The organism is Myxococcus sp. RHSTA-1-4 (assembly GCF_020037125.1).
Classification (GTDB): Bacteria; Myxococcota; Myxococcia; order Myxococcales; family Myxococcaceae; genus Myxococcus.
The window spans coordinates 165,980-189,731 of sequence record NZ_JAIQDG010000010.1; the positions used below are offsets into that span (position 1 = coordinate 165,980).

22 protein-coding genes are annotated in these 23,752 nt (G+C 71.1%); 11 read left to right on the top strand and 11 right to left on the bottom strand.

From position 1 onward, the window contains the following. Positions 1 to 49: 49 nt before the first annotated feature. From K8638_RS16120 to K8638_RS16150, 7 genes are all read left to right on the top strand, one after another. Positions 50 to 3,196, top strand: coding sequence for an IPT/TIG domain-containing protein (locus K8638_RS16120; RefSeq protein ID WP_370643999.1), 3,147 nt, complete (start codon positions 50 to 52; stop codon positions 3,194 to 3,196). Further along, complete coding sequence (locus K8638_RS16125) at positions 3,193 to 4,335, top strand: hypothetical protein (protein WP_223755420.1); 1,143 nt, start codon at positions 3,193 to 3,195, stop codon at positions 4,333 to 4,335. The genes K8638_RS16120 and K8638_RS16125 overlap by 4 nt, the downstream gene beginning before the upstream one ends. 136 nt (positions 4,336 to 4,471) lie before the next feature. Then, complete coding sequence (locus K8638_RS16130; RefSeq protein WP_223755421.1) at positions 4,472 to 4,996, top strand: hypothetical protein; 525 nt, start codon at positions 4,472 to 4,474, stop codon at positions 4,994 to 4,996. A 153-nt stretch (positions 4,997 to 5,149) separates the two neighbouring features. Further along, a complete protein-coding gene (locus K8638_RS16135; RefSeq protein ID WP_223755422.1) occupies positions 5,150 to 5,875 on the top strand; it encodes an SDR family oxidoreductase in 726 nt (241 codons plus the stop codon). Next, complete coding sequence (locus K8638_RS16140; RefSeq protein WP_223755423.1) at positions 5,872 to 6,711, top strand: dihydroneopterin aldolase; 840 nt, start codon at positions 5,872 to 5,874, stop codon at positions 6,709 to 6,711. The genes K8638_RS16135 and K8638_RS16140 overlap by 4 nt, the downstream gene beginning before the upstream one ends. Then, on the top strand, positions 6,708 to 7,487 hold the full coding sequence (locus tag K8638_RS16145; RefSeq protein ID WP_223755424.1) for an SDR family oxidoreductase: 780 nt from the start codon (positions 6,708 to 6,710) through the stop codon (positions 7,485 to 7,487). The genes K8638_RS16140 and K8638_RS16145 overlap by 4 nt, the downstream gene beginning before the upstream one ends. 19 nt (positions 7,488 to 7,506) lie before the next feature. Continuing rightward, positions 7,507 to 8,259 carry a queuosine precursor transporter gene (locus K8638_RS16150; RefSeq protein ID WP_223755425.1) on the top strand — a complete coding sequence of 251 codons (753 nt, stop codon included), beginning with the start codon at positions 7,507 to 7,509 and terminating at the stop codon, positions 8,257 to 8,259. A gap of 70 nt (positions 8,260 to 8,329) precedes the next feature. Here K8638_RS16150 and K8638_RS16155 read toward each other — a convergent pair whose 3' ends face one another. Next, entirely contained in the window at positions 8,330 to 9,775 is a 1,446-nt protein-coding gene (locus tag K8638_RS16155; RefSeq protein ID WP_223755426.1) for a cytochrome B6, read from the bottom strand. 275 nt (positions 9,776 to 10,050) lie between these two features. On the opposite strand from K8638_RS16155, the gene K8638_RS16160 reads away from it, so the two are divergent. After that, positions 10,051 to 10,380, top strand: coding sequence for an HU family DNA-binding protein (locus K8638_RS16160; RefSeq protein WP_223755427.1), 330 nt, complete (start codon positions 10,051 to 10,053; stop codon positions 10,378 to 10,380). 43 nt (positions 10,381 to 10,423) lie between these two features. Here the strand turns inward: K8638_RS16160 and K8638_RS16165 are convergent, their stop codons facing one another. From K8638_RS16165 to queD, 7 genes are all read right to left on the bottom strand, one after another. After that, positions 10,424 to 11,338, bottom strand: a complete 915-nt coding sequence (locus tag K8638_RS16165; RefSeq protein WP_223755428.1) for an alpha/beta fold hydrolase — start codon at positions 11,336 to 11,338, stop codon at positions 10,424 to 10,426. Beyond that, the gene (locus K8638_RS16170) at positions 11,335 to 12,459 is read right to left on the bottom strand and encodes an alpha/beta fold hydrolase (RefSeq protein WP_223755429.1); all 1,125 of its coding nucleotides are present in this window, start codon (positions 12,457 to 12,459) and stop codon (positions 11,335 to 11,337) included. The genes K8638_RS16165 and K8638_RS16170 overlap by 4 nt, the downstream gene beginning before the upstream one ends. Before the next feature lies 1 nt (position 12,460). After that, the gene (locus tag K8638_RS16175) at positions 12,461 to 12,916 is read right to left on the bottom strand and encodes a hypothetical protein (RefSeq protein ID WP_223755430.1); all 456 of its coding nucleotides are present in this window, start codon (positions 12,914 to 12,916) and stop codon (positions 12,461 to 12,463) included. A 61-nt stretch (positions 12,917 to 12,977) separates the two neighbouring features. Next, the gene (locus K8638_RS16180) at positions 12,978 to 13,541 is read right to left on the bottom strand and encodes a Uma2 family endonuclease (RefSeq protein ID WP_223755514.1); all 564 of its coding nucleotides are present in this window, start codon (positions 13,539 to 13,541) and stop codon (positions 12,978 to 12,980) included. A 160-nt stretch (positions 13,542 to 13,701) separates the two neighbouring features. Next, positions 13,702 to 14,724, bottom strand: coding sequence for a M23 family metallopeptidase (locus K8638_RS16185; protein ID WP_223755431.1), 1,023 nt, complete (start codon positions 14,722 to 14,724; stop codon positions 13,702 to 13,704). Positions 14,725 to 15,209: 485 nt separating this feature from the next. After that, positions 15,210 to 15,956 carry a bifunctional NADP-dependent 3-hydroxy acid dehydrogenase/3-hydroxypropionate dehydrogenase YdfG gene (gene ydfG / locus K8638_RS16190; RefSeq protein WP_223755432.1) on the bottom strand — a complete coding sequence of 249 codons (747 nt, stop codon included), beginning with the start codon at positions 15,954 to 15,956 and terminating at the stop codon, positions 15,210 to 15,212. A gap of 53 nt (positions 15,957 to 16,009) precedes the next feature. Beyond that, positions 16,010 to 16,426 carry a 6-carboxytetrahydropterin synthase QueD gene (gene queD, locus K8638_RS16195; protein ID WP_370644000.1) on the bottom strand — a complete coding sequence of 139 codons (417 nt, stop codon included), beginning with the start codon at positions 16,424 to 16,426 and terminating at the stop codon, positions 16,010 to 16,012. A gap of 24 nt (positions 16,427 to 16,450) precedes the next feature. Between queD and K8638_RS16200 the strand changes: the two genes are divergently transcribed. From K8638_RS16200 to K8638_RS16210, 3 genes are read left to right on the top strand one after another with little or no spacing between them, the layout of a single operon-like run. After that, entirely contained in the window at positions 16,451 to 16,681 is a 231-nt protein-coding gene (locus K8638_RS16200) for a hypothetical protein (RefSeq protein WP_223755434.1), read from the top strand. A 55-nt stretch (positions 16,682 to 16,736) separates the two neighbouring features. Next, complete coding sequence (locus K8638_RS16205; protein ID WP_223755435.1) at positions 16,737 to 18,713, top strand: PAS domain S-box protein; 1,977 nt, start codon at positions 16,737 to 16,739, stop codon at positions 18,711 to 18,713. Continuing rightward, entirely contained in the window at positions 18,703 to 20,619 is a 1,917-nt protein-coding gene (locus K8638_RS16210) for an ATP-binding protein (protein WP_223755436.1), read from the top strand. Before K8638_RS16205 ends, K8638_RS16210 begins: the two co-directional genes overlap by 11 nt. A gap of 148 nt (positions 20,620 to 20,767) precedes the next feature. Here K8638_RS16210 and K8638_RS16215 read toward each other — a convergent pair whose 3' ends face one another. Genes K8638_RS16215 through K8638_RS16225 form a run of 3 tightly spaced genes read right to left on the bottom strand, consistent with a single transcriptional unit; the run spans position 20,768 to position 23,689 of the window. Beyond that, a complete protein-coding gene (locus K8638_RS16215) occupies positions 20,768 to 21,586 on the bottom strand; it encodes an isocitrate lyase/phosphoenolpyruvate mutase family protein (RefSeq protein WP_223755437.1) in 819 nt (272 codons plus the stop codon). A 47-nt stretch (positions 21,587 to 21,633) separates the two neighbouring features. Beyond that, positions 21,634 to 22,182: a methylated-DNA--[protein]-cysteine S-methyltransferase gene (gene ogt / locus K8638_RS16220; protein WP_223755438.1), complete on the bottom strand. Its 549-nt coding sequence runs from the start codon at positions 22,180 to 22,182 to the stop codon at positions 21,634 to 21,636. Continuing rightward, complete coding sequence (locus K8638_RS16225) at positions 22,175 to 23,689, bottom strand: AlkA N-terminal domain-containing protein (protein ID WP_223755439.1); 1,515 nt, start codon at positions 23,687 to 23,689, stop codon at positions 22,175 to 22,177. Before K8638_RS16225 ends, ogt begins: the two co-directional genes overlap by 8 nt. Positions 23,690 to 23,752 lie beyond the last annotated feature (63 nt).

Here is a 23,752-nt window from a genome sequence, read left to right on the forward strand (position 1 = left end):
GGCCGTCCATCCTTCCGAAGGGCTGCGCGCTCCGAGCGGAGTCGCCGCCATGTGCCCGGAGCGTCTGTCTTCTCGCCGCGGCGGCGTCCGGCCGTGCGCGTGGCCCCTCCTCCTCGTGTTGCTCGCCGTCCTACCCACGCTCATCGCCTGCGGAAACACCCCGCGTCCGCCAGGAGCTCCGTCCGACGCCGGCCTCACCGACGCGGGGACAGGAGAGGACGCGGGCACGAACCCGGACGCGGGCACCCTCGGAGACGCCGGCTCACTCCAGCCTCCGGCCCTCCTTTCAGCCCTCCCGTCGAGAGGTGAGAGCGGAGGCGGAACCTGGGTGAGGCTGAAGGGCAGCGGCTTCCTCCAGGGCGTGGCCACGACGGCCACGGAGGCCGCCAGGCGCACGGTGCTGAAGGTGGGGGGACGTGACGTGCGGGACGTCCAGATCATCGGCGACACCGAGCTGGACCTGCGCACTCCACCGGGAACGGCGGGGCCCGCGAGCATCACCCTGGAGAACCCGCGAGGCCTGGCCACCTGCGAGGACTGCTTCACGTACGTCGACACCTTCGACCTGCTCGGCCTCTCGCCGGCAACGGGAGCCCTCTCCGGCGGCAACACGGTGACGTTGGTGGGCACGGGCTTTCCATCCGCCCCCGGCCTCCAGGTCCTCTTCGGGAGCACGGCGAGCCCCGCCGTCACACGTATCTCCTCCACCGAGCTTCGCGCCGTGGTGCCCCGGGGACGCAGCGCGGAGCCCGTGGACGTGAGGGTCCACGGGCAGGGGAGTGGAGGCGTGCTCCGGCGCGCATACCGCTACATCGAGGACACGCGAGTCGCGGACCTCACTCCGCTCACGGGGCCTCAATCCGGAGGCACGCAGGTGGTGCTCACCGGTCAAGGCTTCGAGGGCACGGCCTCGGTCCTCTTCGGAGGCACGCCCGCGCCCATGTTCCAGGTGGACGCCCCCTCACGAATCACGGTGACGGCGCCACCCGGCCCGGGCCCGGGTGCCGTGGACGTACGAGTCATCACCCCGCGAGGTACGTGGACGGTCCGCAACGGCTTCACCTACGAGGATGCGCAGGGTGGCCCCTTCACGCTGCACGGCGTCTTCCCGCACGTGGGCGCGAGGGAGGACGGAACGGTGACCCTCACGGGCAGCGGTCTGGATGCTCCCGGGCTCGTGGTCTCCTTCGGAGGCACTCCGGCCTCGCTCCTCGCCGCCACACCCACCACCGCCACCGTCACCGTGCCCGCGCGAGGCAACCTGCCACGCACTGTCCCCGTGAGCGCCACGGCCGGCACCGCGAGCGCGAGCCTCCCGGAGGGCTACACCTTCCGCCTCACGCTCTCCCGGCTCACGCCTGAGGCGGGCCCCTCCACCGGAGGCACTCCGGCCGTGCTCGAGGGAGAGTCCCTGCCGCCAGACGCGGTGGTGCGAGTGGGCGCGCTCGAAGCCACGGTGACGGCGGCGCCCACGGAATCGCGGCTCCACTTCACCACGCCACCAGGAGGCGCGGGCCCGCACTCCCTCCACGTTGCCTCCGCGAGCGACCCGGAGGACGAGGTGCTCCTCCCTGAGGCCTTCACCTACGAGGCTCCGCTCATGCTCGCCCAGGTGGAGCCCGCACGAGGGGCCATCGCGGGAGGCACGCGGGTGACGGTACGAGGCGCCGGCTTCGTCGAAGGCACCACCGTCACATTCGGAGGTGAGCCCGCGACGGACGTGCAGGTGCTGGACGCCCACACCCTGGCCTGCCGTACGCCCGCTTCCCGCACGCAAGGCCCGGTGGACGCCGCCGTCGCACTCGGAGCCACCACCGCCACGCTCCCCGAACTCTTCACGTACTTCGACCCTCGGGGCCCGGGAGGACTCTCCGGCGCACCGCTCACGGGGACGCTGAACGTGACGGTGCTCGACACCTCGTCCGGGGCGTACGGGCAGCCGGTGCCGGGCGCGAGGGTGATGCTCGGCACGGACCCGGCGACGCCGCTCCAGGGGCTCACGGACGAGCGAGGCCAGCTCACGCTCTCGGACGCGCGGATGGTGGGGGCGCAGGTGGCCACGGCCTTCAAGGAGGGCTACGACGCGGTGACGGTGGCGGGCATCCGCGCGGAGAACCTGACGGTGTACCTGCGCAAGCTCGGCAGCGACGGAGACCCGGGCAACCCGCCCGAGCCTCCACGCGCCGCCATCTCCGGACGCGTGCGGGGCTTCAAGCCCCCGCGTCCCCTCGGCCCGGGAGAGGTGCTGGAGGCGCGAGTCTTCGTGGCACAGCCGAGTCCGGCCTCGGGTCCTCCCTTCGCCGGCCCCGGTGACAGGCGGGCGGACACGTGGCGGGTGCGCGAGGAAGGCGGCACATACCGCGTCCACACCCAACCCGGAGTCCGCGCGGTGTACGCGGTGCTGGGCGTGCTGAAGGACGAGACGGACTTCGCGCCCTACCTGCTCGGCATCCGCCGTGGCATCGCGGCCTCGTCCACGCGCGTCGCGGAGGGACAGGACGTGGTGCTCGACATGCATCTGGACGTCACCGCGCCACTCTCCGTGGAGGGCCCCATCACCGTGGGGGGACAGCCCGCGCTGCACCAGGTGTACGCCTGGCTGGACCTGGGCGCGGAGGGGCTGGTGCCACACCCGCACAACTGGGGCACGGGCACGCGCTTCTTCTCCACCATCGAAGGCCCGGGGCCGAGCCTCACCTTCCCCGGCCTGCCACGGGTGGACGGCGCGAGCCTCCTGTTCCTCGACCTGCTGCGAGGCACCACCACGTATCCGCAGGGCCTGCTCTACCATCGCCAGCCCGGGGACCTCGGGGCGGGCCTGACGCTCGGGCCCATGCTGCCGCTGCCCGTCTTCACCGAGCCCGCCTCAGGGAGCCGCTTCGCCGGAGTGGTGGCCTGGAACCCGGGAGCCTCCATCGCCGTGCCGGACGTGCAGCAGCTCACGCTGGTGGCGCTGGGCGAAGCCCCCGGCATCCGTTGGACGGCCATCCTGCCCGGAGGAGAAACGCGGGTGACGCTGCCGGCGCCCGCGCTGGAGGTGCTGCGCGCCGGGCTGCCCGAGGGCACGCGCCTGCGAGCCGACCTCTCCACGGCGCGGGTGCCCCGCTTCGATTACGCGCAGTGGGCGTACGACACGCTGTCGCCCGCGGCGTGGACGGCCTACGTGCTGGGCCGCTCGGAGGTCTTCGACCCGTGAACCGCCACTGTCGCCATTCGTGGCTCCTCCCGCTGCTGCTCGTCCTCGCCGCCTGCCGGGAGGACCCGCCCGCGGGGACCACGGCCTGTGGCGCGGACTCGGACTGTGGCGCGCCGGCGGAGGCCTACCGCTGCGACACGGAGACGCGCGCGTGCCGCTGCCGCACGGACACGGCCTGCGGCCCGAGCGAGCTGTGCAACGCCGCGGGCTTCTGCCAGGACCGCGCGGGCTGTGAGTCGAACGCGGACTGTGGTGACGCCTCCCTCTTCTGCGACACGAGCACCGGCACCTGCCTGACACGAGGCCGCTGCACCACGGACCTGCACTGCCCGCTGGGCGAGGTATGCGACGTCTCGCGCACCACCTGTGTGTCCGGCTGCCGGAGCGAGGGCGACTGCCCGGGCACGGCCTGCCGCTGCGCGGACGCGCCCTGTCTCTGTGACGCCACCACCCCCGAGGGCCGCGCCGCCTGCGCGTTGGGCGTCTGTGACGCGTCCTTCTGCGCGGACGAACAGGACTGCGCCTTCGGCGAGCGCTGTGGCGCACCCACCACCGGCGCCCCACGGAGTTGCTACAGCGACTTCGACCCGGTGCGCCGCCCCTACTGCGCGAGCTGTACGTACGGCGGGGGCCTCCAGGTCTGCGGGCGAGGCGCGAACTTCTGCCTGCGTGAGAGCGCGAGCCCGGGCAGCGCGTACTGCGGCGTGGACTGCTCGGAGGGGCAGGGTTGCCCGAATGGCTACCAGTGCGCGGACGTGGTGGTGGCCTCGAGCCGTGCGCGCTGCCGCTCGGATGCGGAGTGCGCGCCGGTGCCCTCGTTGTCCTGCCGCGAGGACGCGGACTGCGGGCGCGGTGGGCGCTGCGTGAAGGAGCCGGGACAGGAGTCCGGCGCGTGCGCGGGCCGCTGCGCGGTGGAAGAGGGAGACGTGGAGGGCTTCTGCACCTGCCAGCAGGACATGGACTGTGTGCAGGACGCGTGCAGTCAGGGCACGTGCACGGTGAGCCGCCGCGCCTGCGTGGGGGATGCGGACTGCCGGCCCATCCGCTGCGTGGACTCCGGAGGGGTCCGCGGCTGCCTCGTGGGACAGAACTGCGCCCCCGGAGAGGGGCTGACCTGTGCGGAAGTCGTACCTCGCTAAACCCGCCTGTTTCCGGGCCTTTTTGCCCATGGCGCCGGATGTCCTACCCGGCGAGGGGAGGCCGGACGGCGCGCATTGAATGTTCGGAGGGGAGCCCCGTCAGAAGGTGCAAGCAGGACGATGGAGGTTGAACGACATGGCTCTCAAGACCGGTATCGCGTCCCTGGTTCTCGGCTCCCTTCTCTTCTCCACGGCGGCTCTGGCGGATGACAACAAGAGCGTGCGCGACTGGGCGGGCGAGGAGGCCGAGCGCCGGCAGAACGGCGGCAACTACCGGGATGACCGGTACGACGACCGCGACGACGACCGCGACTACCGCGACAACCACAACCACCGGGGTGGAGGCCGCGTCGAGGTCCATGTCCATGGTGACTCGTGCCGCCATGGTCCCGCCCCGCTGCCCCCTCCGCGGGCCCGTGGCCGCTACGAGCTGCAGACGGTGAGCCGCTACGTCGAGGGCCGCTACGAGCAGGTGTGGGTCCCCGAGGTCTGCAAGGAGCGTCAGCGCCGGCACTCGCGCGTCACCAAGTGCCGCGGCGGCTACTACGAGCAGCAGTGGGTGCCCGGCCGCTACGAGCAGGTGCAGGAGTGGGTCTGGGTGTCCTACGGGAATGACAGCGGCTGGCGCAACCGCGCGCACGCCGCCAGCTACTACCCGTAGCGAAGACGGTTTCTGAATCGGGGGAAGTACCGCTGTCGGGGGAAGTACCGGGTATCGCGGGGCGTGCCGGACGACGGGGGTCGTCCGGCGCGCCCCTCGCCTTTTCAGGTCCCCGGTGTCTTTCCCCTCGGGGCCTGTTAGTGAATGCGCCTCATGGGGACCGCATTCATCACCGGGGCCGGCATCCGCATCGGTAGCGCGGTGGCCCGGGCCCTTGGCCGCGCCGGCTATGACCTGGCGCTCCACGCGAACCGCTCCGTCGGCTCGCTCGGGACGTTGGCGGAGGAGCTCCGGGCGCTCGGCCGCCGTGTCACCCTCCATGCCGCCGACCTGAGCCAGCCGGACGCGGTGGACGCGCTCGGCGCCCGGGTGCGCGAGGCGTGGCCCGCGCTGGACGTGGTGGTCCACAACGCGGGCCTCTTCGAGCGCGTGGACTTCGCCTCCATCTCCCGGAGCCAGTACCGCACCATGATGGCGGTGAACCTGGACACGCCCTTCTTCCTCACCCAGGCGCTGCTGCCCGCGCTGCGCGCCGGGAAGGACCCGCTGGTGGTGCACCTCACCGATATTGGCGGAGAGCGGCCGGTGAGCCACTACGCGCACTATTCCGTGAGCAAGGCGGGGCTCATCATGCTCACCCGCGCGCTGGCGGTGGAGCTGGCCCCGCACGTTCGGGTCAACGCCATCTCGCCGGGCACGGTGGCCTTTCCCGAGGACTTCGACGCGGAGGCCCGCGAGGCGGTGCTGAAGCGGATTCCCATGGGCCGCGAGGGCACCGTGGAGGACATCGCCCGCACCGTCGTCTTCCTCGCCCGGGAGGCGCCGTACATCACCGGGCAGGTCATCGCGGTGGATGGCGGCAGGAGCGCACAGCTATGAGCGGAGAGCAGCCCTTCCACCCACCCGTGGTCACCACGCCGCGGGGCCGGCCGCTGGACGTCATCGAGCTGCGGGGCCTCACGGTGGACTGCATCGTGGGCGTCTTCAACCGGGAGCGCCTCGCGGCCCAGCCGCTGCGGCTGGACGTGGCCCTCTTCCTGGACACGCGCGACGCGGCGGCGGGCGGCAGGCTGGCGCACACGGTGAACTACGGCCGGCTCGCGGGCGAGCTGCGCTTCCTCCTGGAGGCATGCCGCTTCGAGTTGCTGGAGTCCGCGGTGGAGGCGGTGTGCCGCTACGTGCTGGCGCCGCCCACCGAGGATGTGCCCCGCGCGCAGGTACAGGCGGCCACGGTGCGGGTCACCAAGCCCCAGGCGCTGGGTGGGCTCGCGGTGCCGTCGCTCCAGATTCACCGCACCGCGGAGGAGATGCAGTACACGCGGGAGGACAAGGTGTTTGGCCGCGTGGACATCATCCACGAGGGTGCGGGTTATGGCGTCTACCGGCTGCGCGTGAGGCCGGGCGGAACCATTCCCACGCACGTGCACCGGCAGATGGAGGAGAGCGAATTGGTGCTCGGCCCCGGGCTGCTGCTGCAAGGGAGGCCGGTGGAGCGGGGCATGGCCTTCCACTGGCCGCGAGACTTCCCGCATCGCTACGACAACCCGACGGCCACGGAGCAGACGGTGCTGTGCGTGGACCGGCCGCGCTTCATCGTCTCGGACGAGGTGGAGACGGAGCCGCCCCCGGAGGGACTGGCCCCCGTCACGGGCGTCTCCTACTACCCGAACGAGGCGCCCGTGGCTCCGGGCTCTCCCGCGGAGCGGAGCCCGTGAGCGCGACAGGCACGCGGAAGGTGCTCGTCACCGGCGGAGGCACCGGCATCGGCCGGGCGGTGGCGGAGGCGCTGCTGCGCGAGGGTGGGCAGGTGGTGGTGACGGGCCGGCGCGCGGAGGTGCTGGACTCCCTGGCGCGGGCCTGGCCGGGGAAGGCCTTCGCACTGCCATGTGACCTGACCTCACCGGAAGCGCGCGAGGGGCTGTTGCGCCGCGCCGCCAGCCTGCTCGGAGGGCTGGACGGCTTCGTCCACAGCGCGGGGCAGGTGGTGCACCAGCCGCCGGGCCACATCGGAGAGGACGCCCTGCGTGCGCAGCTGGAGGTCAACCTGGTGGCGCCGCTGCGGCTGGGAGAGCAGGCGCTGGAGGTGCTGGAGCCGGGTGGGGCGCAGGTCTTCGTGGCGTCCACGCTGGCCACGCGGCCCATCGTCACCAGCGCGGTGTACAGCGCGGCGAAGGCGGGGCTGCTCCAGGTGATGAAGGTGCTGGCGCTCGCCGGGGCCGCACGGGGCGTGCGTGCCAGCGCGGTGCTGCCGGGCGTGGTGGAGACGGACATGACACGCGAGGTGCGGCTGGCGCCCGGTGAGGCCCCGCTGCCGGAGCCCGAGCACGCGCGGCGCCAGGAAGCCCAGCTCGCGGGCCTGCGGGCGCTGCACCCGCTCGGCCGCCTCGGCCGCCCCGAGGACGTGGGGGAAGCAGTGCGTTATCTCCTGGGCGCTCCCTGGCTGACAGGGGCCGAGCTGGTGCTGGATGGGGGGCTACTGCTCCGCGAATGAGGCGCGGTATGTAGCGGCGATGGTCCTCGACAGGCGCATTCAGCTTTTCGTGGTGCTGGCGGGCGTGTTCGTCACCTCGCTGGTGGTGGGCGACATCATCGGGGTGAAGCTGTTCGAGGTGAAGCTGGGGCCGGTGGTGGCGGTGATGTCCATCGGCATGCTGCCCTTCCCCGTGACGTTCCTCCTCACGGACATCCTCAACGAGTTCTACGGAAAGAAGGCGGCACGGTTCATCACCTTCGTGGGCTTCTTCATGGCCATCTTCGCCTTCACGGTGATTGCCATCGCCGTGCGGGTGCCGTGGGCCCCGCTGACGCGCGCTCCGGACTTCTCGGGCACGGTGGAGGGCGCGTTCAACAACGTCTTCGCCGGCTCGCAGCGCATCCTGGTGGCGTCGATGTTCGCCTATCTGGTGGGCCAGCTCTGCGACATCGCCCTCTTCAACCTGCTCAAGCGAATCACCCACAACAAGCTGCTGTGGCTGCGGGCGACGGGCTCCACGCTGGTGTCGCAGCTCATCGACACGGTGGTGGTGCAGTTCGTGGCGTGGACGAACGTGCTGCCCACCGAGACCATCCTGAGCATCATCTACACGTCCTACGCGGTGAAGCTGCTGGTGGCGGTGGGGCTGACGCCGTTCATCTACCTGGGCCACGCCTTCGTGGAGCGCAAGCTGGGCATCAAGCCGGTGGTGCTCGGCGAGGATGGCGAGCCCGTCGAAGCGCCCGCCAGCGCCGCCACGCCCGCGGACGCCACCTCTCGCGCTGCTTGAGGCGGCGCCCCGTCGCTCACGGCACCAGGCGCTGGATTCGGAGCTCGACGCGCACGGGCCCCGCTCGTACTCAGAGCGTGTACATGTACGCGACCAGGTCCTGTTTCTCCTGCGGGGTGAGCCGCAGCCCCAGCACCAGGTTGAAGTACTCGACGGTGTCGTCGAGCGTGAGCAGCCGGTCGTCGTGGAGGTAGGGCGGGCTCTCCTTGATGCCGCGCAGCGGGAAGGTCTTGATGGGGCCGTCCCGGGACGCCATGCGGCCGTTGATGAGCACCGGCTCGTAGAAGCGCTCCACCTTCAGGTCGTGCATGAAGTTGTCGCTGAAGATGGGAGGGGCGTGGCACTCCGCGCAGCGGCCCTTGCCGAAGAAGACCTTCTCCCCGCGCAGCTCCTGCTGGGTGGCGAGGCCGGGGATGAGCCTGCCGAAGACGTCGAGCTTCGGCGCCGGTGGGAAGTCGAGCAGCTCCTGGAACTCGGCCATGTCGTGGACCTGGCTGGGACGGTCCAGGGTGTTCACCCCCTTCTTCATGGCGACCACGGGGTCGCCGTCGAAGTAGGCGGCGCGCTGCTCGAACTCGGTGAAGTCCTCCACCGTCTTCAGCGCCCGCTGCGAGCCGAACAGGCGCTGCTGGGAGACCCCGCGCAGGCTCGGTGTGTCGATGCGCTTGCGGAAGGGCTGCGGCCGGATGTCTCCCACCAGGTGGGTCGCCGCGTTGGTGTGGCCATTGACGTGGCAGTCGAAGCAGGTGACGCCCATGCTCGGCTTCAGGCTGCGGCGGTCACTGGTGAGGTTGAACTGCTGCTGGGCGAACGGCGAGACGAGCAGCCGCAGCCCGTTGAGCTGCTTCGGCGTGAGCACGCCGTCGAAGAGCCGGAAGAAGTTCTGGTTGGTGACCAGCTCGCCCCTGGACACGTCGCCGAGGTCGGGGCGGGTGGTGAGGAAGATGGCCGGCGGGAACTCCGGGAGGAAGTGGTCGGCGAGGTCGAAGTCCAGGTCGAACCGGGTGAGGTCTCTCGCCTCCTGCTTCTGGATTTCCTTGATGTGGAACGCGGGGAACAGCATCCCGCCCTCTTCGTGGTTCGGGTGCGGGAGCGGGAGGAAGCCCTTCGGCCACAGCCCGCGGCGCTTGATGTCCTCCGGCTTCATCTGGGCGAGCTGCTCCCAGCTCACTCCGGAGGGCAGCTTCACCCGGACGCCACCCTGCACCGGCTTGCCGCGGGTCATGGTGACGCCCTTCACCGGCCGGTTGGACAAGTCGTAGCGCTCCTCGAGGAGGGCCCTGTGCCGGGGCGTGGCCTTCGCCTTCGCCGCGAGCCCCTTCTTGTGGATTTCCTCGAAGGACTCCTCGATGGCCACGGGGATGTAGCTCGTCTTCGCACGGAGGGGCACCGGGGAGCCCCTCTCCGGCTGCTCCGGCTTGTCCAGGGAGGGGGCCTGCGCCTGGACCGCTGCTGCCCAGGTGATGGCCATGGCCGTGCCCGCCGCGGTCAATACTCCGGCCCACAGTCCTCTCATGTCGTCCTCCCTGGTGGCGGGGCCCGTCCCTCCCCGCGGTGCGGTGGGTCGACCTTGAAAGGACACTCTGGCGATGGGAAGGCGGCCGGAGTCGCATCTGTCCGTCACCCAACCCGTGTGTGCCCGGAAGCGTTTCCTCCTGGTCGGAAGTCCCCAACACGCCCCTCACCGGCTACGGGTGGTGCGGGAGACAGGTCCTGGCAATCCCTCTTGGCCCGGTGGGGCGAGTTGTGGTCAAAGCTGCGGCCGTTTTCGCAACCTCACAGGAGAACCCCATGGCCAAGAAGGCATCGACGTCCGCGACCAAGCCCCCCTCCAAGTCCGAGCTCCTCCTCAAGATTTCGGAGGAGACCGGGCTGGCCCGGAAGCAGGTCTCCGCGGTGCTCGACTCCCTGGCGGCGCAGATGAAGAAGAGCCTCGGCGGCAAGGGCCCGGGCCTGTTCACGGTCCCTGGCCTGATGAAGGTCAAGGTCATCAAGAAGCCGGCCACCAAGGCTCGCAAGGGCATCAACCCCTTCACCGGGCAGGAGACCGTCTTCAAGGCCAAGCCGGCCCGCAAGGTCGTCAAGGTCCTGCCGCTCAAGGCCCTGAAGGAAATGGTCTGAGACAGGCCCGACGCGCCCCTCGCGCCGCGGGGGGCGCGTCGCCTCACCCGCCCTGCCGCACCAGCGGGGTGAGGATGTCCTTCCAGTGCGAGTAGATGGAGAAGTGCCCGCCGCCGGCGAGGAAGTGGGGCACGGCGCGCGGAATCCGCGTGGCCAGGTACTGCCCCATCTGTGGCGGGACGATGCTGTCCCCTTCCCAGTACCAGAGGTCCACGTCGCAGCGGATTTCCTCCAGTGGCACCTCCCACGGGGACGCGAGGATGTGCGCCTCGCGCCGCATGCCCGCCACGCCGTTGCGGGTGGCCTCGCGGCGCCAGCCCTGCACCTGCCTGGCGATGAGCGGGTCCGCCAGCACGGCGCGGTCGTCCGGGGACGCATGCGCCAGCACCCCGTCCAGCGCGCGCTTCGGGTTGGCGCGCACCTGCCGGTCATGCATGGCCATCAGCGGGTGCAGCAGCCACTCCGGCCAGGCCGCCATCGCATACGCGTTGCGGTAGTCCTTGTTCACGCCCTCCATCGCCCCCGGCCGCCTCAGCGGAGCGGCGCCGGAGACGATGGCCGCGCGGGTGATGCGCGCACCCAGGCGCCATGCGCAGGCCGCCACGTACGGCCCGCCCGCGGACACGCCCATGATGGCGAAGCGGCCCACCCTCAGCGCGTTGGCGAGCTGCTCGAGGTCGTCCGGAAAGTCGAGCAGCGTGCGCCCGGGCTGGTAGTCCGACAGCCCGTAGCCCGGCCGGTCCGGGGTGATGAGGCGCACTCCCAGCCCGTACGTGAGCCGGTCATCCGGGTGCCGCATGTACCGGGAGCCCGGGTTGCCGTGGATGAAGAACACCGGCAGGCCGTCCAGGTCTCCGGCCTCGACGTACGCGAGCCGCCGCCCGTCCTTCAGGCGGATGGCTCCCTCGCGGACCTGGACTCCTGCTCCCGTTGTCTCTGTGTCCGTGCTGGAAATCATGGCTCCATCGTCTTCGAGCGTGCGCCAATCCACGACGCGATGGAAGGCCACACCACGGTGGCGCCCTTGCTGGAGGCGGACAACCCGATGTGGCCCACCGGGTAGCGCCGCGTCTCCGTGTCCTTCGACGCCACCAGGGACGGCAGCGGCTCGCTCATGGGGGGCAGGGCGATGCTGTCCTGCTCGGCGATGACGTTGAGCACCGAGCACTGGATGCGGCCCAGGTCGATGCGCTGGTTCCCCACCTCCATCTTCCCTTGAGGGAAGAGGTTCTGCTGGTAGCAGTCCTTGATGTACTGGCGGTAGACCTCGCCGGGGAAGGGCACGGGGTCCGCGCCCCAGCGCTCCATGGCGAGGAAGGTGGTGACGAAGTCCGGGTCGTCGATGCGGCGGCACACCTCCAGCCAGCGGGTGAGCCGCTGCACCGGCGCGGCCATGAGGAAGCCGCTCTCCAGCACCTTGGTGGGCACGTTGCCGTAGGCGTCCACCAGCGAGTCCACGTCGAAGTGGTCCGCCGACGTCCACAGCGTGTAGACGCCGCCCTTGCTGAAGTCCACGGGCGTGGCCTGGGCCACCAGGTTGCGCACGCCCTCGGGGTAGAGGGACGTGTAGGCCAGGGACATGGTGCCGCCCATGCAGTAGCCGTAGAGGGTCAGCTCGCGGCTCCTGCTCACGCGCAGCGTCCACTGCACGGCGGTCTGGATGACGCCGCCCAGCAGCTCCGCCCAGTCCATGCGCTCCTCGTTCTGCCCGGGCACGCCCCAGTCGATGGCGTACACGTCGAAGCCCGCATGCGTGAGGTGCTCGATGAGGCTGCGGCCCGGGAGGAAGTCGAGGATGTACCAGCGGTTGATGAGCGAATAGACGAAGAGGATGGGCGTGCGGTAGCGCCGCCGGGGCGAGGCGTAGCGCAACAGGCGCATGCTGCCGCGCGTGTACACCACCGTGTGGGGCGTGGCGCTGATGGGCGGGATGCGCACGCCGGACGCCCGCTCGATGAGGGGCTTGAGGTACGGGTACGGGTTGAGGGGCCGCGCCTTGAGGACGCGGGCGACGGCGGCCGTGAGGTCGAACCGGCTCGTGACGAATGAGCGGAGACGCTGGGTGGTGGACGCGGTCATGTCAGGCGCTGCGCGTGGACGAAGCGCGCCCCTTGCGCTGGGGCTCGCGGGTTTCGGGAGCGGAGCTTCCGGCCGGGGTGGCCGCGGCCTCCGGCGGGTGGACCAGGTCCACCACCGTCTCGAGCTGGATGCCGAGCGCCTCGACCTGGTCGTGCATCCGGCGGAGCTGGTCTCTCAGCTCCTTCACCTCGGAGGGCGTGGGCAGGCGCAGGGTGCGCAGGGTGCGCTCCACCAGTCCCCGGCGGCGGATGCGGACATTGAAGCCCTGGCGCATGAGGGTGCCGCTGACGCGCAGGTAGGTGGGGCTCTCGATGACTCGCGCGACCACCTTCGTGAGGCCCTGCTCGGCACGGGTGAAGACCTGGCCGGTGCGGGTCCGCGGGTGGGTGAGGTGCCCCAGCATCTTCAGGCCGCGGGCGAGGAGCCCCTGGTTGGGCGGTGGGTGCGACTGACTCATGGAGGGGAGATTATCCCAAGGAGGGCAGGGACGGGCCGGGGCGCTCTGGACCCCTGGGGGCTCAGCGCTCCCAGAGAGAAGCCAGCTTCAGGGGCAGGGCCTCGAAAGGCTCGGCATGGACCACGGCATTGCCTGTGTGCACGCCGAGCCTCTGCCAGTCTCCGCCGTGCAACCGGTAGACCTCCAGCGTCTGGAGGCGTGGGTCGATGAGCCAGAGGTGCCTCACGCCCTCGCGGGCGTACACCGCCATCTTCTGATTCCGGTCCAGTGCCGCGGTGGAGGGGGACAGCACCTCGCAGAGCCAGTCAGGCGCGAGCTCCGCACCGACGACATCCGGCATCTCGGGCATACGCTCGCGGCGCCACCCCGCGAGGTCAGGCCTCAGCACATTTCCATTCAGATGGAGCCGGGGCTCGAAGAGAATCAGCCAGCCACCAGGTCCTGTTTCACCCTCTTCTTCATCAAAAGGGCCAATCCTCTTGAGGAGCCGGGTGGCCGCGCGGCTGTGGATGAAGCGTGGCCCGGGGCTCACATACAGCTTGCCGTCGATGATTTCACCGGTGACCTCTGGAGGGAGGCGCTCCAGCTCCTCGTAGATGCTCTCCGTCCGCGGCTTGTCGCTCATGTCCCCAGGATGGGGCCCCGCCATGGTCCTCGCAAGCCGCTCCTCCCCCTCCACATGGATGTCTTCGCTCATGTGTCCAGCATGCACCAGACCTCTGACATCCTGAGCGAGTCAAGAGATGCTGCGGGTTGTTCTGGAGTTTCTCGGCCTCGCCCACTGCTCACTTCGCCGAGGCGTAGCGCTCGAACGTCCGGGGGATGCCCTTGTCCTCGCCGACGTCCTGGAAGGTGACGGGGATGCTGTCACCGCCCTTCTCCACGACGAAGTGGATGTGGCCGGTGAGGCTGTTGCCCACGTTGCCGACCTCCGCCAGCGGCTGCCCCTGTTTGACGTCGTCCCCCTCCGCCACCTTCGCGCTGTCCGTCCGGATGTGCAGGTACTTCGCCACGGTGCCGTCGTCGTGCCGCACCTGGATGGAGTTGTTGGGTTTCTTCTTTCCGTTGCCCTCGAAGTCGTCCTGGACCTTGAGCACCGTGCCGCCACGGGCCGCGAGCACCGGGGTGCCGCACTGGCGGCGGAAGTCCCAGGCGTGCTCCTCGTCGTCCTTGTGATTGAAGGACGAGTTGTTGCCCTGGATGATCCACGAGCGCTCCCCGTCGGGATACGGGAGCTGGTAGGGCGAGCTGTTCGCCGTCGGGTAGGCCGCCGAGTCGATGGAGCCGCGCAGCATCAGCCACGCGACGAGCCAGACCACGCCCCACAGCCCGTACACCACCGCTCCGGTGACGGCGAGCGTCTTCCAGCCATGAAGCATTACGTTCCGCCCCCCACCCCGAGCGAGGACCGGCGCGACGAACCACGCCACGAAGCAGAGCGCGCTGCCCACCAGTCCACCCCAGTGATACAGCCCCGCCAGCCACACGGGGCCGCAGGACGCGAACGCCCCGAAGCCGAACGCGAACGCCGTGACGATGGACAGCAGCGCACCGGCCAGCGAGAGCGTGTTCGTCCAGAAGAGGGTGGCGCCGAACAGGTTGTCGTCACCCCGCCGGACCGCGAGGGCACGCCGCAGCCCGTGCAGGAGGAGCAGGATGAAGACGCCCCAGGCCACGAGCGCCACCACCGCCGTGGGCACCATGGGGCCATCACCCGTGAGGCCGGCGAAGGACACGCCGAACATCACCCCCGCGTAGACCATCAGGAGGATGAGGAGGGCCGAGGCCACCGTTCCGTAGGTATTCATCGCGTTCCCCCGTACGCGCGGGCCCCGGGCAGCGGGCCGCCGCGCATGTCTTCTCATGGAGGAAACGGCGGGACGCGCGTGGTGCCCTCCGGGAACAGGGGCCATGAACGGTCAGGGGCTTCCCGGCATGCCCCGCCACTCACGGGCGGTCCGAGCGCGAGCCACTCGCCCGGTGCCCGCCCGAGTGGGTCTTCAGGAGCGCGTGCCGCTCGCCCAGGTGAGTTTTCAGGAGCGCGGGAGAGCCGCTCCGGAACGCGCCCGCACGAGCCGCCCGAGCGCCCGCTCCGGAACACGCCCGCGCGAGCCCCCGAGCGCCCGCTCCCGTGTGACACCCGCCCCGGGGCCGCACCCGAGCGCCCGCTCCCGTGTGACACCCGCCCCGGGGCCGCACCCGAGCGCCCGCTCCCGTGGGTGCGTCACACGGGAGGCGCGGACATGCGAGCACGGCCTCGGGCGCCATCCCGCTCACGCGGGACGGGCGCGGCTCAGCCCCGCTTCACCGGCAGCGGCCCGAAGGACTGCGCCACCGGCATCAGGGACATGACGTTGATGTTCACGTGCGCCGGGCGCGTCGTCACCCAGTGCACCGCGTCCGCGATGTCCTCGGGCGTCAGCGGCTGGGTGTTGGCGTAGACGGACGCGGCGCGGGTGTCGTCGCCGCGGAAGCGGACGTTGGAGAACTCCGTGCCGCCCACCAGTCCGGGCTCGATGTCCGTCACGCGGACGGCGGTGCCGTGGAGGTCCGCGCGCAGGTTGAGGCTGAACTGGCGCAGGAAGGCCTTGGTGGCGCCGTACACGTTGCCGCCGGGGTAGGGGTACTCGGCGGCCACCGAGCCCATGTTGACGATGTGGCCCCGGTTGCGAGCCACCATGCCGGGCAGCACCGCGTGCGTGCAGTACAGGAGCCCCTTCACGTTGGTGTCCACCATCACGTCCCAGTCCTCCACGCGCGCCGACTGCGCCGGGTCCAACCCCAGCGCCAGGCCCGCGTTGTTGACCAGCACGTCCACCTCCGCGAACTCCGCCGGCAGCGAGCGCACCGCGCGCTCCACCGCCTCGCGGTCCGTGATGTCGAGCGTCACGGGGAGCAGCCGCTCCCCCAGCTCCGCCCGCATGGCCTCCAGCCGCTCCGTCCGCCGTCCGGTGGCGATGACGCGCGCCCCGTCCTGGATGTAGCGGCGAGTGATGGCCAGCCCGAACCCGGCGGTGGCCCCGGTGATGAGCACGTTCATGTGGTTGCCCTCGTGGTCGATTCCCGGGGCGCTACATCGCACGGGCGGCGGGTTCAGTCATCCTCGCCCTGATAGACGCAGCCGCTGGTGCAGGTCTCCCGGACCACCACCCGGCTGAGCAGGGGGAGGGTGGGGCGCAGGCGCTTCCATATCCACCGCGCCAGGTTCTCGCTGGTGGGGTTCTCCAGGCCCTCGACCTCATTGAGGTAGTAGTGGTCCAGCCGCTGCCGCAGGGGCTCGAAGGCCTCCTTGATGTCGGAGAAGTCCATCACCCAGCCGGAGCGCTCGCCCACCGGGCCTCGCACGTGGATTTCCACCCGGTAGCTGTGCCCATGCAGCCGGCTGCACTTGTGGCCGGCGGGCACGTGGGGCAGCCGGTGGGCGGACTCGAAGGTGAATTCCTTGAAGATGTCCAAGCCGTCTCCTGAAGCGCGGAGGCAGCGCGGCTCCCTCGCACGCGCTCTCCGCATCCCAGGGGAACGCACGGCCCCGCCATGAGCATGGCGACACCGTCCGCCCACGCCCACGTCCGCCCGCTCCCGCCCAGGCCGGCCGTCTTCCGCCTGGACGGCGCGGACATGGGCTTCGCGGACTGGAGGGCGGGCAGCGGCCTGGACCGCCGCCTGGGGGCCGCCTCGCCCGCCCGGAACGCCGGGCTGGCGCTGGGGCTGACCTGGTGTGGGACGGCGCCGGACCTGGGTGCCTTCGAGTCGGACTGCCCCTGAGCCATCAGGGCGTGTAGAGTGGGGGTCCCCCGCCCTCAAGGACCCCACCTCCCACGTGTCGTCCTCGCTGGAATTCGCTCTCGGCATCACCCTGGTGCCCCCCGACTCGCCCGCGCGTGAGCCGCTGGCGGCTTCGGCCGCGCGTGCGGGCCTGCGGGTGGTATCCGGCCTGGAAGAGGCCTCCCTCGCCCTGGTGGACCTGAGCCTGCCTGGCAGCGGCCCCGCCGTGCGGGCCCTGCTCGACGGCCCCCGCGCCTCCAGCCTCACCCTGGTGGCGCTGGTGGAGCCGGGCGAGCGCGGCTTCGCCGCCGCCGAGGCCCTCAGGCCCGTGGACGTCCTCACCGTCCCGCTGGCCACCCACGAGCTCGCCTGGCGGCTCCAGCGCGCCGCCGCGCGCCACGTGGAGCGCGAGGAGCAGGCGCGCAGCCAGGAAGACCTGTCCCTCCTGCTGGAGTTGACGGCGGAGTACGCGGAGACCTCCGACGTGGAGGCGCTCCTGCACGGCGTCACCCGCCGGCTGGCGGAGAAGCTGGACATCGCCCGCGCCACGCTGGTGATGCTGGGCCGCAACGCCGACGAGGGCATCATCGTCGCCGCCAGCGACGACCCGGCCCTCAAGGACCTGCGCATCGAGCTGTCGCGCTACCCGGAGATCCGCGAGGTGATGCGGACCGGCAAGCCGGTGGTGATGCAGGAGGCGTCCACGCACCCGCTGCTGGGAGACGTGGAGCGCCGGGCGGTGGCCGCTCGGGGCATCCACGCCATCGCCGCGCTGCCGCTGCCCATCCGCGGCCAGGTGCGGGGCGTGCTGCTGGTGCGCGCGGCGGGCACCCGGCGCACCTTCACCTCGCGGGAAATCGACTTCCTCACCACCGTGGCGCACGCCACCGCCGTGGCGCTGCGCAACGCGTCCGTGCTCCAGTCCGTGCGCGGGCAGACGGAGGCGGAGAAGACGGCCCGCCTCGCCGCCGAGGAGCAGGCCGCCTCGTTCAAGCCCTACCAGCTCTTCTTCGCGCACGTCAGCGAGGGCGTGGCCATCCTCGACGACAAGGCCTGCGTGCTGTCGCTCAACCCGTCGGGCGCGGCCATGCTGGACATTCCCGCTCCCGAGGCGCGCGGCCGCCACCTGCACCAGATTACCCAGCCGGTGGACGAGTGCGTGCTGATGGAGCTGGTGACGACGGCCGCGCAGGGTGACGCCCGCTCCGGCGTGGACGTGGAGGTGTGCACCGCCGCGGGCCGCCGCCTCACGCTGTCCATGTCCGCCGCGCCCCTGCGCGACGAGGACGCCGCCACCATCCTCTCCTTCCGGGACGTCACCGACGCGCGCAAGCTGGAGTACGAGCTGCGCCAGACGAAGGACTTCCTGGAGCGGCTCATCGACTCGTCGGTGGACGCCATCATCGCGGCGGACCTGAAGGGCCGCATCATCCTCTTCAACAAGGGCGCGGAGGCCATGTGCGGCTACACCGCGCAGGAGGCCCTCGGCCTCTCCGTCCAGCAGCTCTATCCGCCCGGCGTGGCCAAGAAAATCATGGCCATGATTCGCAGCCCGGAGCATGGCGGCAAGGGCCGGCTGGCCCTCACCCGCGAGGAGCTGGTGCACCGCTCCGGCGAGCGGGTGCCGGTGAGCATGACGGCCTCCATCGTCTACGAGGGCGGCCGCGAGGTGTTCAGCGTGGGCATCTTCACGGACCTGCGCGCGCGCATGCAGCTCGAGCGCAAGCTGTCGGACGTGGAGACGCGGCTGGAGGAGAGCGAGAAGAGCGCGGTCATCGTCGCGCTCGCCGGCACCGCGGCGCACGAGCTGAACCAGCCGCTCACCTCGGTGATGGGCTACGCGGAGCTGCTCAAGCGCAAGCTGAAGGAGGAGGACTTCGCCTGGAAGCCGGTGGACATCATCTACCGCGAGGCGGAGCGCATGGCGGAGATCGTCCGGAAGATTGGGAAGATCACCCGCTACGAGACGAAGTCGTACATGGGGGCGCAACAGATTCTCGACCTGGACAAGGCCACCTCCCATGAAGACTGAGCCCCGAGTCGTACGCATTCCCGGCGGCCCCGCGGCCGAGTCCTTCCAGGCCTTCTTCGAGGCGCTCGACACCCCCGCGGCCGTGTGTGACCCGGGCCTGCGGCTGCTGGCCGTCAACGATGCCTTCCGGCGCTTCTGCGCGGAGCACCACGCGACGGTGGACGACGTGGCGCGGGCGCTGTCCGGCGCCAGCGTGCCCGCGGACGGGGCGAGCTGCGACGTGGAGCTGCTGTCCCACCTGGCCGGCGTGGTGCTGACGCTGTCGCGCCGGGGCGACGTGGTGGCGGTGCGCGCGCGCAACGAGCCGGACCTGGCGCGCAACCGGCTGGTGGTGGCGGAGCGGGCCCTGCTGGAGCAGGCGCGCACGGAGAGCGTGCTGCTGGATTTGGGCCGCAGCGTGGCCGAGGCGGGCGGCGAGGAGGAGCTGGTGGCGGCGGTGGCGCGCGGGGTGAAGGAGCTGTTCCCCGGGCGCTCCTTCTGCATCCGGATTACCGACGCGCGCACCGGCGGGCTCACCTCGCTCTACGCGGAGGGGCGGCTGAAGGAGGGCTCGCACGAGCCGCTGGCGCTGCTCCAGCGCGCGGTGGACAAGACGAACCTGTCGGCGGCGTCGCTGCCCGCGGGCCGGGTGGTGGTGCTGGGCGAGGTGCCGCTCTTGTTCCACGGCAGCACCCACGGGGTGAGCGCGCCGCTGGTGGCCAGCGGGCAGCTCTTCGGCGCCGTCAACATGGAGTACCCGGAGGGCTTCGACGCGGACGTGCAGCACGACGAGCGCGTCCTCCTGCAGCTCGCCAACCAGGTGGCGGTGGCGGTGAAGAACGCGAAGCTCATCGACGAGCTGACGTTCGTCCGCAAGTACCTGGAGGACCTGCTGGAGAAGGCCAACGCGCTCATCCTGGTGGCCAGCCGGGACAAGCAGGTGGTGGTCTTCAACCAGGCGCTCAGCGCGCTCACCGGCTTCCGCAAGGAGGACGTGCTGGGCAAGGACCTGTTCTGGCTGGTGCCGGAGAGCGAGCACCTGCGGCTGTCGCAGGTCATCGCCGCGGCCATGCGCGGCGAGTCGGTGAACAGCTTCGAGACGCGGCTGCTGGCCCGGGACGGCGGCGAGGTGCGCGTGTCCTTCGCCACCTCCTCCATGCTCACCCAGCACGGTGAAGTGGAAGGTGTCATCGCCATCGGCCAGGACATCACCGTGGTGAAGGAGCTGGAGAAGCGCATCATCCACGCGGAGAAGCTGGCCTCCATCGGCCAGCTCGCCGCCAGCGTGGTGCACGAAATCAACAACCCGATGACGGCGGTGGCCACCTACGCGGATGCGCTGTTGCAGCGCTCGCGGCTGACGCCGGGCGCCAACCCGGCGGACCAGGAGAAGCTGAAGAAGATCCTGGAGAGCAGCCACCGCATCCTGCGCTTCACACGGGACCTGGTGAGCTACGCGCGTCCGGCGCAGGACCGGCCGGAGAAGGTGCAGCTCAACGCCGTGGTGGACATGGCGGTGGGCTTCTGCGAGCACGTGGTGGCGCAGGCGCGTGTGAGTGTGCACCGGGAGTACTCGGAGCTGCCGCCGCTGTCCGCGGTGCGGGCGAACCTGGTGCAGGTCTTCGTGAACCTCATCACCAACGCCTGCCATGCGATGCAGCCGGGCGGCTCGGTGTACCTGTCCACGGGGCGGGACGGGCAGGACGCGGTGGTGAAGGTGCGCGACACCGGGACGGGCATCGACCCCAAGCACCTGCAGCGCATCTTCGAGCCCTTCTTCACCACCAAGCCGGAAGGGAAGGGCACCGGCCTGGGACTGTCCATCTGCCAGGGCATCGTCGAGAACCACGGCGGCCGGCTTACCGTGGAGAGCAGCATGGGCGTGGGCACCACCTTCACCGTGCGCCTGCCGCTGTCGGCGGGGTGAGCGGCCATTCCGGCTTCGGCCCCCCTCGGGTGTTGGGGCCTTGCCCCCAGCATGCCAGCCCCCGGGCCGCCGGTAACCGGAATGGAGCGTCCGTTCCACGAGACCTGCGGCGTACAGCGCGGGGCAGTCCGTTCTGGTGGAGTACGGCTCAGCGCGCCGCCATGAGCGCGTTGAGCTCGGGATAGGGCATGGCGCCCTCGGTGGGCAGGGCGGCGGCGCCGTCGCGAAGGAAGGCCCTGGCCAGCGAGGCCGCCCGGCCGAACAGCGCTTCGGGGATGGCCGACCCCGCGCTCAGCCGCCGGACTCCCATCGACTCGAGCTCCGAGGGAGAAGGCAGGCCGGGGCGTGCCATCACGTTCAACGGCAGCCGCGCCGCCGAGGCAATCGCGCGGATTTCCGCCGCGTCCACCACACCCGGGACGAAGAGCCCATCCGCTCCCGCGGCGCGGTAGCGCTCGGCGCGCGCCAGCGCCTCCTCGACCTGGCGCCCCTTGGGCGCAAGTCCGCGCAGGTAGACGTCCGTGCGGGCGTTCACGAACAGGTCCACGCCGAGCCGGACGCCAACGCGCTTCACCTGCTCAATCTTGGCGCAGAGCAGGTCCGGCGTACCGGAGCCGTCCTCGAGGTTGATTCCCACCGCGCCGGCATCGAGCACCGTGGCGACGGCTTCGCCCACGGCGGCGGGGTCGTCCGAGTAGCCGCCCTCCACGTCTACGCTGAGCGGCACGCGAAGCACGCGGGAGATTTCCGCCACCGTCGTGGCCAGCACCCGCACCGGCAGGTGGTTCCCATCCGGGTACCCGTGGGCCCAGGCCACTCCGGCGCTGGTGGTGGCAACCGCCTTCGAGCCCAGGCTCTCCATCAGCCGCGCGCTTCCGGCGTCCCAGGCATTGGTGAGGAGCAGCAGTCCTTCGGTGTGCAACCGGCGAAACACCTGGGCATGGCTCATGGCGTGCTGCGAGGTCATGGGGCTTCCTTCCTTTGGGTGTACGGGTGCCGTCGGCGGTGGAATCTTCAGCGGGTGAATGGCAGGAGCGGCTGGGCGGCGCCGTGGCCCTCGTGCGCCAGCAGCCAGCGCTTCCGCTCGATTCCGCCGCCATAGCCGGTGAGCGAGCCATTGGAGCCCACCACGCGGTGACAGGGCACGACGATGCCCACGGGGTTCGCGCCGTTCGCGAGCCCCACCGCGCGCACGGCGGAGGGCCGGCCGATTCGTCGCGCGAGCTCGGCGTAGGACACGGTCGTCCCGCAGGGGATGTCACGCAGCGCCGCCCAGACCGACCGCTGGAAGGGTGTTCCGCCAGTCTCCACCGGCAGGCGGGTGATGACGCCCAGGTCTCCCTCGAAATAGGCGGCCATCGCCTTCGTGAGGCCATGAGGGTCTCGTACCGGTTCAAGCGCGAAGCCCCGCTCGCCGTAGTGAAGGCGCAGCAGTTGGCGCATGCGCGCCTCGTAGTCGGTCCAGTCGATGGCGCGCAGCCGTCCTTCATGGTCCGCGACGATGACCAGCTCGCCAATCGGCGTGGCGGTCCGGTCGATGAGCAGGGGCAGGACCTCAGCCATGACGGGCCTCCCGTGCGCGCTGGCCCATGTCCGCGTCCGCCGCCCAGAGGTGCTGCGCGGCATAGGCCCTCCAGGGCCGCCAGGGCTCCGCGCGTTGCAGCAGGTCCGCGGGCGTGGGGCGCTCGCCCGCGTCATTGGCCGCGCCCCGCAGGAGGGCGAGGTCGCTGGCCGGAAACGCATCCGTCTCCCGCAGGGCGCGCAGCGCGATGTACTGCGCCGTCCACTCACCGACGCCTCGGATGGAGCGCAGCCGCGCGATGGCCTCCTCCACCGTGCCGAAGGGAAGGAACAACCGCGGGTCCGCGAGCGCCGCGTCCGCCAGGGCCTTCAGTGTCGCCCGCCGGGCGGAGGGCATGCCGAGCGCATCGAGGTCCGCTGAAGCCACGCGCTCGGGCGAGGGGAACGCGCGGGACAACTCCGCGTGGGTGCTGGCCCTGTCGGGAAGGACCTCCCCACAGAGCGCCACCAGCTTCCCGGCGAGCTGCCGGGCCGCGACCACGGTGACCTGCTGTCCGAGGACGGCGCGCACCGCGAGCTCGAACCCGTCCCATCCCCCCGGAGCGCGCAGGCCCGGACGCCGCGCCAGCAGCGGCGCCAGGAAGGGGTCTCGCGAGAGGTGGGCGCCAATCGTCTCGATGTCGGCGCCCACGTCGAACACCCGGCGCACGCGGGCGATGATGGCGGGAAGGGAGCGCACGCTCGGGAAGCGGACGGTGACGGCCAGGCTGTCCCGCGCCGGCTCGTGCTGGACCTCCACCGTGCCGAGCCTTCCGTCCAGGGACACGGTGCGCCGGTAGCGTCCCTCCGTGACCTGCTCGACACCGTCGATGGCCCGAGCCTCCAGGTAGGCCCGCATCGCCGCCCAGTCATATGGCGGCCGGTAGCGCAGCCGGAGCGTCACCCCCGCCTCGGCGACGGAGCCCGCCGGCAGCTCCGTCCAGGCCTTGCGGCGCAGCTCGCTCGGGGGGCGGTGATACAAGTCCTGGAACGTCTCGTTGAAGCGCCGGACGCTGCCGAAGCCGGCGGCGAGCGCCACCTCCGCCATCGGCATCCGCGTCTCCTGGATGAGCTGCTTCGCGAAGAGCACGCGCCGCGTCTGGGCAACCGAGATGGGTGACGCGCCGAGGTGCTGCTTGAAGAGCCGGCGGAGCTGCCGGCCGCCCACGCCCAGCCGCTCCGCCAGCGCGTCGACGCCCGCTTCCCCCCCGTCGAGCCCGCCGTCCGCGATGATGGCCAGGGCGCGCGAGACGGTGTTGGACGTGCCCCGCCACGACGCCAGGTCCGGAGCCGTCTCCGGGCGGCAGCGCAGGCAGGGCCGGAAGCCCGCCTCCTGCGCGGCGGCGGCCGAGGCGTAGAAGTGGCAGTTCTTGAAGTTCGGGGTGCGCGCCGGGCAGATGGGCCGGCAGTAGATGCCCGTCGACGTCACGCCGACGAACAGCCGCCCGTCGAACCGGGCATCGCGGGTCTGGAGGGCGCGGTAGCAGGCCGCGCGGTCGAGCAGGTCCATGCGCCCTCACTTCTCACGTCCGGGGGACACGCTCTCGCGGTTTTCGGACATGGACACTCCCCG